The organism is Flavobacterium sp. DSR2-3-3 (assembly GCF_049896585.1).
Taxonomy (GTDB): Bacteria; Bacteroidota; Bacteroidia; order Flavobacteriales; family Flavobacteriaceae; genus Flavobacterium.
The window spans coordinates 501825-517741 of record NZ_JAFCUP010000002.1 but is presented as its reverse complement, the minus strand read 5'-3'; the positions used below and the strand labels follow the sequence as shown (position 1 = coordinate 517741).

The window sequence follows — 15917 nt, the reverse complement described above, 5'->3', positions numbered from 1 at the left end:
TCCAGAGAGAATTATAGAAATACAAGAGAAATTAAACAATAGACCAAGAAAAAGATTTAATTTTGAAACACCTAATTTTATGTTTAATCAAAAAGTTGCATTTATAACTTGAATCCTGCAATTAAAAGAAATGAATTTCATTTTTTTTAATTGCTATCATTTATTCTTTAGGAATTACTTAGGAAAAATAGTGAATTTATTGAGTGTCGGAAAATTATAAATTAGTAAAATTCAGTTTTTAAATTTTTATAAAATAGTTTGTACAATCTGCTTAATTTTTTTATCTGTTTTTCTGTCAGTACTGGTATTCAAAGAAAAAATTACTTTCTAAGATTTAAAATATTTGTTTGATTGCACCATATTGAATTTTTTGGAACAACACTGAATTGAGAGCAATTCTATAGAGCAGATAAAAAAGTAATTGTTAAGAAAGACAAAAAATTAATATAAAATTGGCAGTAACAAACTTGGGAGGTTTTATTTTTGTAATGTAGTATTATGGCGAATAAAATAGGTCAACTTTTTGATTTTCCACAGTACTGCAATTTATTATTAATTAAATTTTTTACTATTATGACAGAAGATTACAATATCATTGATAAAGAAGATATTGCGCTTCTAAAGTTTCCAAAAACAGATGTTCTAAGCGACGTTGACGAAATAAAAACAAGAACTGGTGAAATCAACAGAGCTTTATCACTGGGCAATTTAGAGCATTCAAAAATTAAAATTTTCTTTGAAGACGTTGAATCCAAGAAAGTTGTAGACACCACGGTTTGGGGTGTCACTGACAAAAATGTTATCTTGAAACAAGGTGTGATGATTCCAATTAACAGAATATTTAAGTTGTTTTAGGACTTATTAATTTAAATGACTCGAACTTTTTTTTGTTTTGGTACTGAATAAATTTTTTTGTGCCCATGTTGATTAGTCGGAAATTATAAGGTTATATAATTACAAAAAGACTGGTTTTAGTGGGCACAAAATTCAAATTTGAGTTTTACTACTTATTACTCGATTAAAATTATAATAGTCAATAATGAATACTACAATTTTCAAAACGCGACGATTAATTATACGACCAATCACACTTTTGGATTTGGATTATATTCATGAATTGCATTCTTTGAAAGAAACAGATGAATTCAATACTTTAGGAATTCCATCAGAACTCGAAGAAACAAAATTACTTTTAGAAAAGTGGGTTTTTGAAAACAACAAAGAATTTGCGACCCATTTTACTTTTGCAGTCGAATTGAATACCGGAAACCAAACTATAGGATTAATAGGAATCAATTTAGGGAAAGTAAAATATAAAAATGCGGAAGTTTGGTTTAAATTCCACAAGAATCATTGGAACAAAGGATACGCTACAGAATCTTTAAAAGAAATTCTCCGTTTTGGTTTTGAAGAACTTCATCTGCATCGGATTGAGGCGGGTTGCGCGGTTGGGAATATTGGTTCTATCCATGTTTTGGAAAAAACTGGAATGATTAGAGAAGCACACACCCGAAAATTATTGCCGTTATCATCTGGCTGGTCCGATAATTACGGCTACGCAATTTTAGCAACCGATTGATATCAATAGAAAAACGAAATTGATTTTTTAAATCCTAAAATCCATTTTTTTGGGAGGATTTCGTGTGAAATTTAGAGTTTAAAAACTCATGAGTTTTATTTAACTTCTTGTGCGCAATTATATGAAATTACAAATTCCGAAAAAAACATTAAAATAAACGCATAAATTCAAAGGGAAAAAAGATTAGGATAGCTTAATTCTAGGATTCGTAAAGCTGCGATGCGCTATAATATTGTAAAACGTCTTAGAATGAATTTTTAAAACTATCATTTTATGCGTTTAAAAAATTTGAATTATACGCAATTAGTTATAATTAGATTAAAAGTTAGTTCATGAAAAAAAAATGCTTAATATTGAAAAGAGAACAATAACCCTAAATTTATATTTTATTAAACCAAATGAATTCAACCATGAACGCTAAAAATTTCAAGAACTCTTTTTTAATAATTGCCATTTTTTCCGCTACAGCAACTATTGCGCAACACAAATATGTAAATACTCCGCCAGAGGTTTCCCCAATGTTGATGCAACCCGAAATGACGGAAATTTGGGAACCGTTAGTAAAAGTTATTACGCCTGCTAAAATCCTTGGCAATGCACCTTCGGACGCGATAATCTTATTTGATGGTAAAAATCTGGACCAGTGGGTCAACCAAAAAGATGTAAGTAAACCTGCCGGTTGGAAAATTGTTGATAAAGATTACATGGAAGTTGTTCCAGGCTCAGGAGCCATTCAAACCAAAATGACCTTTGGCGATTGTCAGTTGCATCTGGAATGGAGTGCACCGGATGTCGTTTTAGATGGCGGACAGGCAAGAGGAAACAGTGGTGTGTTTTTCCAAAACAGATACGAATTGCAAATTTTAGATTCCTACAATAATAGAACATACAGCAATGGTCAAGCGGGAAGTATCTATAAAGATCATCCACCATTAGTAAACGCCGTGAAAACGCCATTAGAATGGAATGCTTACGATGTAATTTACACAGCACCACGTTTTAAGGTAGATGGAAGAATTGATGCTCCGGCAAAAATCACCGTATTTTTGAATGGTGTTTTAGTACAAAACAACACAACTATAAACGGATTGACACTTTACATCGGTTTGCACAATTATCCGTCGTCTCATGGCGATGATGTTATTTCACTTCAGGATCATGATTCTAAAAATCAATTCAGAAATATTTGGATTAGAAAACTTTAAAAGACAATACATCAGGAGCGCTAAAAACGCTCCTTTTTTTTGGGTTCAAAACCCATTTAGTAAGATTTCTGTTTTAAACACTAATTTACTTATATTTGTTGACCTTAAAAACAAACTTATAGTGAGTCAAATCAATAAGCTAAAAATATTTAATGATCCCATTTATGGGTTCATAACTATCCCAAATGCCTTAATCTACGATTTAATTCAGCATCCTTATTTTCAGCGTTTGCGCCGAATTTCCCAAATGGGATTGTCGTACTTAGTTTATCCTGGAGCAAATCATACTCGTTTTCATCACGCTTTAGGCTGTATGCATTTGATGCAAAAAGCTGTCGATGTGTTGCGTTTCAAAGGAGTTTTTATCTCTCTGGAAGAAGAAAATGCACTGTACATTGCTATTTTATTGCATGATATTGGGCATGGTCCTTTTTCGCATGCGATGGAAAAAAGCATTGTAGAAGATGTTCATCACGAAGAAATATCGTTGTTATTCATGAATCAATTAAATGTTGAATTTAACGGTCAGTTGAGTTTGGCAATTCAGGTTTTTAAAGGAGAATACAACAGAAAGTTTATGTTGCAATTGATTTCCAGTCAATTGGATATGGATCGAATGGATTATTTGAAACGTGATAGTTTTTACTCGGGAGTGGCAGAAGGAAATGTCAATTCGGAACGATTGATTCAAATGATGAACGTGGTGGACGATTATTTAGTAATTGAAGAAAAAGGAATTTATTCCGTCGAAAAGTTTTTAATGTCCAGACGCTTGATGTATTGGCAGGCGTATTTGCACAAAACGAGTTTAGTGGCAGAGTTAATTTTGATGAAAATCTTAAAACGCGCCAAAGAATTAACTCTAAAAGGAGTGCAATTGCCGTGCAGCGAGCCGCTATTGTTTTTCATGCAAAACAAAGTCACTATTGATACTTTTGATGCTGAAACCTTGGATTTATTTGCTCAACTGGATGATTTTGATATTATTGGAGCTTTAAAAGCTTGGCAAAAACAAGATGATTTTATTTTGTCGTCGTTAAGTAAAATGATTGTCAACAGAGATTTATTAAAAATAAAATTAACTAGTGAAAAAGTAGGGATTGAAGAATTACAGCCGCTAAAAGAAAGATTCGCAGTAGAAAATAATATTTCATTACTAGAAACTAATTATTTTATTTTTAAAGGTAAAATAAAAAATCAAGCGTACAGCAAAGAAGCGGAACCGATACGAATTTTGAAAAAAGATAGCACAATAGAGGACGTTATAGAATCTTCTGACCAGCTGAATTTAAAATCGTTATCTAAATTAGTGACGAAGTATTATATCTGTTTCCCAAAACAACTGCTATAAAAACGTCGTTTAAAATCTATTTTTTTATATTTTTGCCACAATGAAACGAGCCAAATCATTTTTTTTAATTCAAAAAGAACTTTACAAAGCGAGTTCCATCTTACTTTTTTTAAAAATATGATCCGATAAGATGAAATTTACAGCAGAACAAATAGCGGGAATTTTAGAAGGAGTAGTTGTAGGAAATCCCATGGCTGAAGTTTTTAGATTGTCAAAAATCGAAGATGGCTCTGAGGGATCACTTACTTTTTTATCAAATCCTAAATATCTTAATTTTATCTATTCCACAAAAGCTTCCGTTACAATTGTTAATGAGTCTTTTGAGCCAGAATTACCCTTGACCACAACATTAATAAAAGTACATGATGCGTATGCCGCGTTTTCAAAATTATTAGAGTTTTATAATCAGGTAAAATTGAATAAAACCGGAATAGAACAGCCCTCTTTTCTTTCACAAAGTGTAAAATACGGAGATAATTTATATCTTGGTAGTTTCAGTTATGTTGGTCAGAATGTAGTTTTGGGCGAAAATGTAAAAATATATCCTAATTGTTTTGTTGGGGATAATGTGTCAATTGGGGATAATGTAATATTATTTGCTGGCGCAAAAATATATTCGGAAACCGTGATTGGTAGCAATTGTACCATTCATTCTGGTGCTATTATTGGCGCTGATGGTTTTGGTTTTGCACCAAATCCAGACGGAACGTACACTAAAATTCCGCAAATAGGAAATGTAATTATTGAAGATAATGTTGATATAGGTTCTTGTACCACAATTGACAGAGCTACCATGGGATCTACCATCATCAGAAAAGGAGTCAAGCTTGACAATCAAATTCAGATAGCCCATAATGTTGAAATAGGGGAAAATACAGTGATAGCCGCGCAAACAGGAGTTGCAGGTTCTACAAAAATTGGGAAAAACGGCATGATTGGCGGACAAGTTGGAATTTCAGGTCATTTAACCATTGGTAACAATGTGCGAATCCAAGCGCAGTCCGGTGTGGGAAGGAATATAAAAGATGATGAAATCTTGCAAGGAAGCCCTACATTTGGTTACAATGATTTTAGTAAGTCGTATGTTCATTTCAAGAATTTACCGAAAATTGTTGCAGAAATAGAAGAATTAAAAAAACAAATATTAAACCAAAAAAATGGAAACAATGGTTAAACAGAAGACCATCAAAACAGAAATTTCGTTAACTGGAGTTGGATTACACACAGGAAAAGAAGTAAAAATGACTTTTAAACCTGCTCCAGTGAATAATGGTTTTACCTTTGTCAGAGTAGATCTTGAAGGACAACCTATTATTGAGGCAGATGCAAATTATGTTGTAAACACGCAAAGAGGAACTAATTTGGAGAAACTTGGCGTTAAAATTCAAACTCCCGAGCATGTTTTAGCAGCGCTGGTTGGTTGTGATTTAGACAACGTAATCATCGAATTGAATGCTTCTGAACTTCCTATTATGGATGGTTCTTCAAAGTATTTTGTTGAAGCACTTGAAAAAGCAGGTTTTGAAGAGCAAAATGCGAAAAGAAACGTATACGTTGTTAAGGAAGTGATTTCTTTTACCGATGAAGCATCAGGAAGTGAAATCTTAGTTATGCCAAGTGATCATTATTGTGTAACAGCAATGGTTGATTTTGGTACTAAAATTCTAGGAACTCAGAATGCAAATATGAAAAGTATTGCTGATTTCAAAACTGAAATATCAAAGTCCAGAACATTTAGCTTTTTACACGAATTAGAATCTCTTTTGGAAAATGGTTTGATAAAAGGTGGTGACTTGAATAATGCGATTGTTTATGTTGATAAGGAAATTTCAGCCGCAACGATGGAAAATTTGAAAGTTGCTTTTGGAAAAGACGAAATTACGGTTAAACCAAATGGAATCTTAGACAATCTAACATTACATTATCCTAATGAAGCTGCAAGGCACAAACTACTTGATGTTGTAGGTGATTTGGCTTTAATTGGAACAAGAATTCAAGGAAAAGTAATCGCTAATAAACCAGGGCATTTTGTAAATACACAGTTTGCCAAAAAAATGGCGAAAATCATAAAAATTGAACAAAGAAATTACGTTCCTGTTTATGATTTACACCAGGAGCCATTAATGGACATTCATAAAATTATGGCGGTACTTCCTCATAGACCTCCGTTTTTATTGATTGACAGAATCATTGAAATGTCTGAAAGTCATGTTGTGGGAATGAAAAATGTTACGATGAATGAAAATTTCTTCGTGGGTCATTTTCCTGAAGCTCCAGTGATGCCAGGTGTTTTAATTGTGGAAGCCATGGCACAGACCGGTGGAATTCTGGTTTTAAGCACTGTTCCAGATCCTGAAAATTATTTGACGTATTTTATGAAAATTGATAATGTCAAATTCAAACATAAAGTGCTGCCAGGAGACACTTTAATTTTTAAATGTGATTTAATAACGCCGATCAGAAGAGGAATTTGCCACATGCAAGCAAATGCTTACGCAAATGGAAAACTAGTTGCTGAAGCGGAATTAATGGCGCAAATTGCAAAAAAACAATAGATTTAGATTGAAAACGTTACAATTGAATCGCAACAAAAATCGATTGGAGTTTTTATTCTGATAAATATAAAAATAAATAATAGCTGATGAATCAACCACTAGCCTATGTTCATCCAGGCGCCAAAATAGCCAAAAATGTTGTCATCGAGCCATTTACAACCATCCACAATAATGTAATAATTGGAGATGGGACTTGGATTGGTTCGAATGTTACGATAATGGAAGGCGCAAGAATTGGAAAAAATTGTAATATTTTCCCTGGTGCGGTAATTTCAGCAGTTCCTCAGGATTTAAAATTTGGAGGAGAAGATTCTTTAGCAATAATTGGTGACAACTGTACGATTAGAGAATGCGTAACTATAAACAGAGGTACAATCGCTTCTGGACAAACAACTTTAGGTAACAATTGTTTAGTAATGGCAACAGCGCATATTGCGCATGATTGTCACATAGGTGATAATGCTATTATAGTAAATGGAGTTGCTTTGGCAGGTCATGTTACAGTTGGTAAATATGCGGTTATTGGAGGATTGGCAGCAATCCATCAATTTATTCACATTGGAGATCACGCAATGATTTCAGGTGGTTCTTTAGTAAGAAAAGATGTTCCGCCTTTCACAAAAGCAGCAAAAGAACCTTTATCATATGTTGGAATTAATTCAGTTGGATTAAGAAGACGTGGTTTTACCACTGAAAAAATTAGAGAAATTCAGGATATTTACAGAATTCTGTACCAAAAAAATTACAATACAACTCAAGCCTTGGGTATTATCGAAGCTGAAATGGAAGCAACACCCGAAAGAGATGAAATCATTGATTTTATTCGAAATTCATCAAGAGGAGTAATGAAAGGATATTCTGGGAATTATTAATCCCCTCCCCAGACCTCCCCGAAAGGGAGAGAGTGTAAACGTGCCTATATTATAAAAAAATATAATGTAGTACAAAATGTAAAATATAATAAAAATAAATAAGTAACTAATTTCCATTCTTAGCTCCCTCCCCTTCGGGGAGGGTCGGGGTGGGGAAAATAAATAAAAAATATAATGGCATCTACATCAGATATTAAAAACGGATTGTGTATCAAATACAACAACGATATTTACAAAATTATTGAATTTCTTCACGTAAAACCAGGAAAAGGACCTGCTTTTGTCAGAACAAAATTGAGAAGTTTAACAAACGGAAAAGTATTAGATAACACCTTTTCGGCAGGTCATAAAATCGAAGAAGTTAGAGTTGAAAACCATAAATTTCAGTTTTTATATCCAGAAGGCAATGATTTTCATTTTATGAATACTGAGACTTTCGAACAAATTACTTTAAACAAAAACATTCTGGATTCACCTGATTTATTAAAAGAAGGAGAAAACGTAATGGTAAGTATCAATACAGAAACTGATTTACCGCTTTCAGTAGATATGCCGGCATCAGTTATTCTTGAAGTGACTTATGCTGAACCAGGAATTAAAGGAAATACTGCTACGAATGCAACAAAATCAGCAACTGTTGAAACGGGTGCAACTGTAAATGTTCCTTTGTTTATTAATGAAGGGGACAAAATCAAAATAGATACGACTTCCGGAAATTACATGGAAAGAGTTAAGGAATAGTTTTTATTGGTTTTCAGCCTCAATGACATTTCGTGTGGGTAAAGATTGAAAACTGAGACTGAAAACTAAAAACTAAAAGAAAATGAAATTCCAAAAAGTTTACACTTTAGAAGAAATTGCAAGTATCATCGACTGTGAATATGTTGGTGATGCTAGTTTTCCTGTTGCAGGAATGAATGAAATTCATGTTGTTGAATACGGAGATATTGTCTTTGTGGATCATCCTAAATATTATGATAAAGCATTACACTCTGCAGCCACGATTGTTTTGATTAATAAAAATGTAACTTGTCCAAAGGGAAAAGCATTGTTGATTTCTGAAGATCCTTTTAGGGATTTTAACAAATTGACAAACTATTTCAAGCCATTTCAATATTCAAATGTTTCAATATCTGCAACAGCTTCCATAGGAGAAGGAACTGTAATTCAGCCAAATACATTTATTGGAAACCATGTAGTTATAGGAAAGAATTGTTTGATTCACTCTAATGTCTCCATTTATGATTATACGATAATTGGCGATAATGTGATGATTCATTCAGGAACTATTTTGGGTGCCGATGCTTTTTATTACAAGAAGCGACCTGAAGGATACGATCAATTACTTTCAGGCGGAAGAGTGGTTATCAAAGATAATGTTGGAATTGGAGCTCTTTGTACCATTGACAAAGGTGTTACTGGCGATACCACTATTGGCGAAGGCACAAAAATTGACAACCAGGTGCACGTTGGTCATGATACCGTTATTGGAAAAAAATGTTTAATCGCATCACAAACCGGAATCGCGGGTTGTGTTATTATTGAAGATGAAGTTACTATTTGGGGACAAGTAGGAACCACGAGTGGGATAACAATAGGAGCAAAGGCTGTTATTCTTGGTCAAACGGGCGTAACAAAATCAGTAGAAGGTGGTAAATCGTATTTCGGTACTCCAATTGAAGAATCAAGAGAAAAATTGAAACAACTGGCTAATATCAAGAAGATTCCAGAAATTCTAAATAAACTAAAATAATATGTCTGCAAAAGAAATCGTTCAGAAATTTTATAAATCAGATGCCTTAATTGACAGCGAGGTTATTAAAGATTTTTTGCATCCGGAAGTAATTGTGGAATGGAACAGCAGTAAAGGATTTGTGGAACTCAACTATGATTCGTTAGTAAATTTATCTGTTGAGTTGAGCAAAGCGTACGTTCGTTCTAAAGTTCGGATCAGTCATATTTTAGCTGAGAATGATTTAATTTCAGTTCGCTATTCTCATTTTGTGAAAACGATTGAGAATCCTAGAGAAGAGATGCTGCTGGCACATTTTTTTGTTATTTGGCAAATTAAAGACAATAAATTATTTCGAGGGTACCAAATGAGTCAATTATCATAATTTAGTGTCAAAAAACTGAACGCTGAATACTGATTACTGATTACTATTTTATACTTTTGCATAACCATTTTAAAAACTACATAAAAAATATATCATGAGTGTTTTAGTCAATAAAGATTCCAAAATAATTGTTCAAGGATTTACAGGAAGCGAAGGAACTTTCCATGCTTCTCAAATGATTGAGTACGGTACTAACGTTGTTGGTGGTGTAACTCCAGGAAAAGGGGGAACAACTCACTTAGACAGACCAGTTTTCAATACTGTAAAAGATGCTGTAGAACAAGCAGGTGCTGATACAACAATCATTTTTGTACCGCCGGCTTTTGCTGCTGACGCAATTATGGAAGCTGCAGACGCTGGAATAAAAGTAATTATTGCAATTACTGAAGGAATTCCTGTTGCTGACATGATAAAAGCAAATAGTTATGTTAAAGAAAGAAACGCTCGATTAATAGGACCTAACTGCCCAGGAATAATTACTCCGGGTGAAGCTAAAGTTGGTATCATGCCAGGTTTTGTTTTCAAAAAAGGAACTGTCGGTATTGTTTCTAAATCGGGAACATTAACGTATGAAGCAGCTGACCAGGTGGTAAAACAAGGACTAGGAATCACTACTGCAATTGGTATTGGTGGAGACCCAATTATTGGAACCACTACAAAAGAAGCAGTTGAATTATTGATGAACGACCCAGAAACAGAATGTATCGTAATGATAGGTGAAATTGGTGGACAATTAGAAGCGGATGCTGCCCATTGGATCAAAGCTGATGGTAACCGTAAACCAGTTGTAGGATTCATTGCAGGAGTTACCGCTCCAGCAGGACGTACAATGGGACATGCAGGTGCAATTGTTGGTGGTTCAGATGACACTGCCGAAGCTAAGAAACAAATCATGAGAGAATGTGGAATTCACGTAGTAGATTCTCCAGCTGAAATTGGTAAAAAAGTAAAAGAAGTTTTAGGTTAATCTAAACTCTGATTAAATATCTTTAAAAGCCTCACATTTGTGGGGCTTTTTTATTATAAATTGAATTAAAGAAATATCTTTGCACTTTATTAAATGCAGTTGTTTTTTAGCTGCAATCCTAATAAGAATAAACATAAACGAATGGTTTCTAATTGACCTCACGGTTTTGTGGGGTATTTTTTTGCCGAAGCCAGTTCAAATAAAAATAAAATAACATGTACAAAGAATTAAAAAAATTTAAAGTTACCAATCAGTTTTCATTTACTACAGAAGATAGTTTAGCAGAAGTTTGTAATGCTTCAGAAGGATCTGGAGTATTTTTAGTGTATTCCGTTGGAGATGAAAAAGAGTTAATTATGGTTGGTTCTACTGGAACTATTCAAAATAACGGAACTTTGAAAATTAAAAATGGTGGCTTGAAAGATAAAATTGTAGAAGGACACCAATTTGCAAAAACTGGAAGAAAATATTCTTGGCCAGCACAAATGAAAATAGAAGATATCAGCACGCTTGAAGTGGTTTGGTATGAAACATTCAATGACAATACGAAAGTAATCCCAACATTTGTAGAAGGACAAGTTTTGCAAAATTTCCTTGACGAAAATGGAAGATTACCAAAATGGAATGTAGCTTTTTAATTATTTAAAGCCTGTTTTTTCAATATCTTAATTGTAATTGCGTCATATTTTTATGTGGCGCTTTTTTTTGAATTATTATTTTTTGAATGAAATTCCAAATATTTCATAAATAATTAATTACTTTTGCACCCGTTATCACGAATCCTACAATAGGATAGCAACCTGCAACAGCAAGCAAGGTGCTAAAACGATAAGCCAAATCCTTTGGAAAAAATGTTGTTTACATTCCCATTTTTAGCTTTGTTTTTCGTCATAATTTTTAATTGTAAATTATTTTTATGACTTTATTTTCCAAAGACAAAGGAAGTGCCTTTGCATTAATTCCTTTATTTATTTTTATTTTTACTTTTTTAGGAGCAGGAATTATTCTAAAAGATTTTTATGCTTTTCCATCGCCAGTCGCTGTTCTGGTGGGTATTATTGCTGCTTTTTTGTTATTCAAATCTTCAACTGACGTTAAAGTTGCTACACTAATTGCAGGATGTGGAGAAAGCAAAATCATGACGATGTGTTTAATTTATTTATTGGCCGGCGCTTTCGCGGTGGTAAGTAACGCGATGGGCGGAGTTGACGCTCTGGTGAATCTTGGAATAAATACTATCGACGTTGCCTATTTTCCATTGGGGATTTTCTTGATTGCTTCATTTTTATCAACTGCTACAGGAACTTCAGTAGGTGCAATTGTAGCGATTGGTCCAATCGCTGTCGCATTAGCTGATAAAAGTGGCGCTTCATTACCATTGATATCTGGCGCTTTATTAGGTGGTTCTATGTTAGGAGACAATCTTTCCATGATTTCTGACACTACCATCGCAGCAACGCAGTCATTAGGATGTGATCTAAAAGACAAGTTCAAAATTAACTTGTTTATTGCTTTTCCAGCTGCAGTTTTTACTATTCTGGTGTTCTTTTATCTTGGTTTGAACTCGGATATTGTGACCGTTGCCATTGCAAAAAATGATTTTTCATGGATAGCAACTGTACCTTACATTTTAGTAATCATATTAGCGGTTGTGGGTGTTAATGTATTTTCAACATTGCTTATTGGTACTTTATTAGCAGGTATAATTGGATATTTTAGTGGTTCATTTACGCTAATGGAGTTTACGCAAAAGATATATGAAGGCTTTACTAGTATGACTGATATTTTCTTGTTGTCTATGCTTACAGGAGGTTTAGCTGCCATGGTAGATAAAGCGGGCGGAATAACGTATTTATTAGTTCAGATTAAAAAAAGAATTAAAAGTAAAAAATCAGCTCAAGCGGGAATTGGCGCTATAGTAGGTTTTGCTAATTTAGCGATAGCGAATAATACGGTTTCTATTGTAATTACAGGGCCGATTGCTAAAGAAATTAATGATGAATACAATTTAAATCCTAAAAAAACGGCTGCAATTCTGGATATTTTTTCGTGTATAATTCAAGGGATTTTACCTTATGGTGCTCAAGTATTGCTTATATTGAGCTACGCTAACGGGAAATTAGATTTCTTTGATTTAATTAGTAATGCTTGGTATCATTTATTTTTATTAGTTTTCACATTAGTGGCTATTTACAGTTCGTTTTGGGATAAATGGACAAAACGATTCTTTAAAATTTAAGAATTGAATTTTGACTGTTATTGCTTTTGAATTTTTTTTAAAAAGGGAATTATTATATATTTGACGAGTGTTAGATAGCCCTGATAGCAGTGAAAATCCTTTTATGTGAGCGGGAGCGATCATAAAAGATTGAAACGGATAGCAGGAATAGCTCCAAATAAAATTTAAACTAATTTTTAAATATGAAATTACTAGAAGGAAAAGTTGCCATAATTACAGGTGCGAGTCGCGGAATTGGGAAAGGAATTGCTGAAGTTTTTGCAAAACATGGTGCAAATGTTGCCTTTACTTACAGCTCTTCTGTAGAATCGGCTTTGGTATTGGAAAACGAATTGAACGCTCTTGGAATTAAAGCTAAAGGATATCAATCAAATGCTGCCGATTTTAATGAGGCCCAAATTTTTGTTGATGCTGTTTTAGCTGAATTTGGAACGGTTGATATTCTAATAAACAATGCTGGAATTACTAAAGACAATCTATTGATGCGTATGTCTGAAAGCGATTTTGATCAAGTAATTGATGTCAACTTGAAATCGGTTTTTAATATGACAAAAGCCATTCAACGTACTTTCCTGAAACAACGATCTGGCTCGATAATAAATATGAGTTCAGTTGTAGGTGTAAAAGGAAATGCAGGACAGACTAATTATGCTGCTTCTAAAGCGGGAGTTATCGGTTTTTCTAAATCTGTAGCACTAGAATTAGGATCACGTAACATTCGTTGCAATGTAATTGCTCCAGGTTTTATAGAAACAGAAATGACAGCTAAATTAAACGAAGATATTGTAAAAGGATGGAGAGACGGAATTCCGTTGAAACGTGGCGGAACGACTGAAGATGTTGCCAACGCCTGTCTTTTCTTTGCCTCAGATATGAGTGCTTACGTGACTGGACAAGTTATGAATGTTTGCGGAGGAATGCTTACTTAAAAAAGTTATCAGTTTTCAGTAATCAGTAAGATGAGAACTGAACACTGAACACTGAACACTGAACATTGCTAAAATATGACAACAACTACCTTGCTACTATTACTTCTTTCTATACTATTAGCTGGCAGTTTGTCGTTTTTTCAATACATCTACAAAGCTAAAAACAAATCGAAAATCGGTTGGTTTTTGGCTTTTTTGCGTTTTTCATCCATTTTTGTAATTTTATTGTTGTTGATCAATCCAATAATAACCAGAAATACATTGGAAACTGTAAAAACACCTTTACCGATTGTTGTTGACAATTCAAGTTCTATTTCTTTTTTGAATGCCAATGAAAAAGCATTGGTATTGTATAAAAAAATACAATCAAACTCGGATTTACAACAGAAATTTGACGTGCAATCGTATCAATTTTCAGATGATTTTGAACCAACAGAAATATTTGATTTTAAAGGAATCCAAACGAATATTGATGTTGTAGCTAAAAATCTAAAAAGTATTTATAAAAACGCAATCTATCCAACTGTTTTAATTACGGATGGAAATCAAACTTCGGGGAATGATTATATCTATAGTTTTGATGTTGCGAATAAAGTATTTCCAGTGATTGTAGGTGATACAACGACTTTTTTAGATTTTAAAATCAATCAGCTGAACGTTAATAAATACGCTTTTCAAAAAAATAAATTTCCTGTAGAAGCTTTTTTGCACTATTCAGGAACTAATAGTATAACTGCTGAATTTGTAATATCTCAAGGCAAGTCGGTATTTAGTAAACAATCGATTACCTTTTCTCCCTCCAAAAAAACGGCAAAAGTAAGTGTTCTTTTACCGGCTGATAAAATAGGATTACAGGTTTTTAAAGCTACTATCACATCAAAAGAAAAGGAAAAAAACACGTATAATAACACCAAGAATTTTGCGGTTGAAGTTATTGACCAAAAAACAAATATTGTCATAATTTCAGCCATAAATCATCCTGATTTAGGTGCGCTAAAAAGAGCGATTGAATCCAATGTACAGCGTAAAGTAACAATCGTTAAACCAGATGAAGTCAAAACATTGCAGGATTTTAATGTTTTAATTTTATACCAGCCAACAACTGAATTCAAAACCATTTTTGAGAATAATAAAGGTGCGGGAATCAATACGTTTATTATTACTGGTAACAACACCGATTTCAATTTTCTGAATCAGCAACAGAATAATTTGAGCTTTAAAATGAGTGGACAAAAAGAAGATTATTTGTCAGTTTTTAATGCGCAGTTTAATTTGTTTGCAGCTGACAATATCGGGTTTGAAAATTTACCGCCTTTGCAAAACGCTTTTGGAAACGTAACTACAAAAGGAGCGGTGTCTGTTTTGCTTTCGTCCAAAATTAGAAATATAGATACTAATTCACCTTTATTGGCTTTTACAGAAAATCAAGGCAGGCGAGACGCTTATCTTTTGGGAGAAAATAGTTGGAAATGGCGTTTGCAAACGCATGTCAACAATCAATCTTTTGAAAAATATGATATTTTAATCGATAAGATTATTCAATTTTTAGCTTCGAATAATTCTAAAAAATCACTGGTTGTTGAGCATGAAAGTTTTTATAATTCCGGTGAAACCATTGAAATAACTGCGCAATTTTTCAATAAAAATTATGAGTTTGATGAAAAAGCCCGTTTGACTATTGCGGTAACAAATACCAAAACCAGGCAAACAAAAAATTACGATTTACTAAAAGATAATAATTCCTTTAAAGTCAATCTTGACGGATTGAAAGCCGGTTCTTATGCGTTTACAGTAAAAGAATTGAATTCTAAAACGACCTATTCCAGTAGTTTTGAAATTCTTGATTTTGATATTGAAAATCAATTTGTCAATCCCGATGTCGAAAAATTAACACAATTAGCGACGCAAACACAAGGAAAAGTATTTTTTCCCGATCAAGTCGATGCATTGGTTAAAATGCTTTTGGAAAACGACGAATATAGAGCAGTACAAAAGAATAGTGTTACTAAAACGCCTTTAATTGATTGGATTTGGTTATTGGTTTTAATTTTAATTTTGCTGGCAACTGAATGGTTTGTTCGAAAATACAACGGATTACTGTAA

Annotated in this window: 15 protein-coding genes, 1 pseudogene and 1 riboswitch; all 16 genes and pseudogenes read left to right on the top strand. The window is 33.3% G+C overall.

Features of this window, described 5'->3' with window-relative positions; genetic code table 11:
* Positions 1–112: pseudogene (locus ACP7AQ_RS05010) on the top strand (IS30 family transposase); the annotation flags it as partial.
* A 461-nt stretch (positions 113–573) separates the two neighbouring features.
* Positions 574–855, top strand: coding sequence for a hypothetical protein (locus ACP7AQ_RS05005; RefSeq protein ID WP_426094621.1), 282 nt, complete (start codon positions 574–576; stop codon positions 853–855).
* A 184-nt stretch (positions 856–1039) separates the two neighbouring features.
* Positions 1040–1579, top strand: coding sequence for a GNAT family N-acetyltransferase (locus ACP7AQ_RS05000; RefSeq protein ID WP_426094620.1), 540 nt, complete (start codon positions 1040–1042; stop codon positions 1577–1579).
* A gap of 398 nt (positions 1580–1977) precedes the next feature.
* Positions 1978–2784 carry a 3-keto-disaccharide hydrolase gene (locus ACP7AQ_RS04995; RefSeq protein ID WP_426094619.1) on the top strand — a complete coding sequence of 269 codons (807 nt, stop codon included), beginning with the start codon at positions 1978–1980 and terminating at the stop codon, positions 2782–2784.
* Between the two features lie 121 nt (positions 2785–2905).
* Positions 2906–4135 carry an HD domain-containing protein gene (locus tag ACP7AQ_RS04990; RefSeq protein ID WP_426094618.1) on the top strand — a complete coding sequence of 410 codons (1230 nt, stop codon included), beginning with the start codon at positions 2906–2908 and terminating at the stop codon, positions 4133–4135.
* Positions 4136–4265: 130 nt separating this feature from the next.
* Positions 4266–5309, top strand: coding sequence for a UDP-3-O-(3-hydroxymyristoyl)glucosamine N-acyltransferase (lpxD, locus tag ACP7AQ_RS04985; RefSeq protein WP_426091161.1), 1044 nt, complete (start codon positions 4266–4268; stop codon positions 5307–5309).
* Positions 5302–6690 (top strand): bifunctional UDP-3-O-[3-hydroxymyristoyl] N-acetylglucosamine deacetylase/3-hydroxyacyl-ACP dehydratase, encoded by a 1389-nt coding sequence (locus ACP7AQ_RS04980; RefSeq protein ID WP_426094617.1) that lies wholly within the window; start codon positions 5302–5304, stop codon positions 6688–6690. Before lpxD ends, ACP7AQ_RS04980 begins: the two co-directional genes overlap by 8 nt.
* An 86-nt stretch (positions 6691–6776) precedes the next feature.
* The gene (lpxA, locus tag ACP7AQ_RS04975) at positions 6777–7562 is read left to right on the top strand and encodes an acyl-ACP--UDP-N-acetylglucosamine O-acyltransferase (protein WP_091207753.1); all 786 of its coding nucleotides are present in this window, start codon (positions 6777–6779) and stop codon (positions 7560–7562) included.
* Between the two features lie 174 nt (positions 7563–7736).
* Positions 7737–8303 carry an elongation factor P gene (gene efp, locus ACP7AQ_RS04970; RefSeq protein ID WP_426091163.1) on the top strand — a complete coding sequence of 189 codons (567 nt, stop codon included), beginning with the start codon at positions 7737–7739 and terminating at the stop codon, positions 8301–8303.
* 82 nt (positions 8304–8385) lie between these two features.
* Positions 8386–9315: a UDP-3-O-(3-hydroxymyristoyl)glucosamine N-acyltransferase gene (locus ACP7AQ_RS04965; RefSeq protein ID WP_426094616.1), complete on the top strand. Its 930-nt coding sequence runs from the start codon at positions 8386–8388 to the stop codon at positions 9313–9315.
* A 1-nt stretch (position 9316) separates the two neighbouring features.
* Positions 9317–9679 (top strand): nuclear transport factor 2 family protein, encoded by a 363-nt coding sequence (locus ACP7AQ_RS04960; protein ID WP_426063690.1) that lies wholly within the window; start codon positions 9317–9319, stop codon positions 9677–9679.
* A 94-nt stretch (positions 9680–9773) separates the two neighbouring features.
* Entirely contained in the window at positions 9774–10646 is an 873-nt protein-coding gene (sucD, locus tag ACP7AQ_RS04955) for a succinate--CoA ligase subunit alpha (RefSeq protein WP_091207776.1), read from the top strand.
* 215 nt (positions 10647–10861) lie between these two features.
* Positions 10862–11284 carry a hypothetical protein gene (locus tag ACP7AQ_RS04950; protein WP_426063691.1) on the top strand — a complete coding sequence of 141 codons (423 nt, stop codon included), beginning with the start codon at positions 10862–10864 and terminating at the stop codon, positions 11282–11284.
* 127 nt (positions 11285–11411) lie between these two features.
* A riboswitch (SAM-I-IV-variant riboswitch) is annotated at positions 11412–11508 on the top strand.
* 54 nt (positions 11509–11562) lie between these two features.
* Positions 11563–12885, top strand: coding sequence for a Na+/H+ antiporter NhaC family protein (locus ACP7AQ_RS04945; RefSeq protein WP_426094615.1), 1323 nt, complete (start codon positions 11563–11565; stop codon positions 12883–12885).
* A 182-nt stretch (positions 12886–13067) separates the two neighbouring features.
* Positions 13068–13814 (top strand): 3-oxoacyl-[acyl-carrier-protein] reductase, encoded by a 747-nt coding sequence (fabG, locus tag ACP7AQ_RS04940; RefSeq protein ID WP_426094614.1) that lies wholly within the window; start codon positions 13068–13070, stop codon positions 13812–13814.
* Between the two features lie 75 nt (positions 13815–13889).
* Complete coding sequence (locus ACP7AQ_RS04935; protein ID WP_426063700.1) at positions 13890–15917, top strand: hypothetical protein; 2028 nt, start codon at positions 13890–13892, stop codon at positions 15915–15917.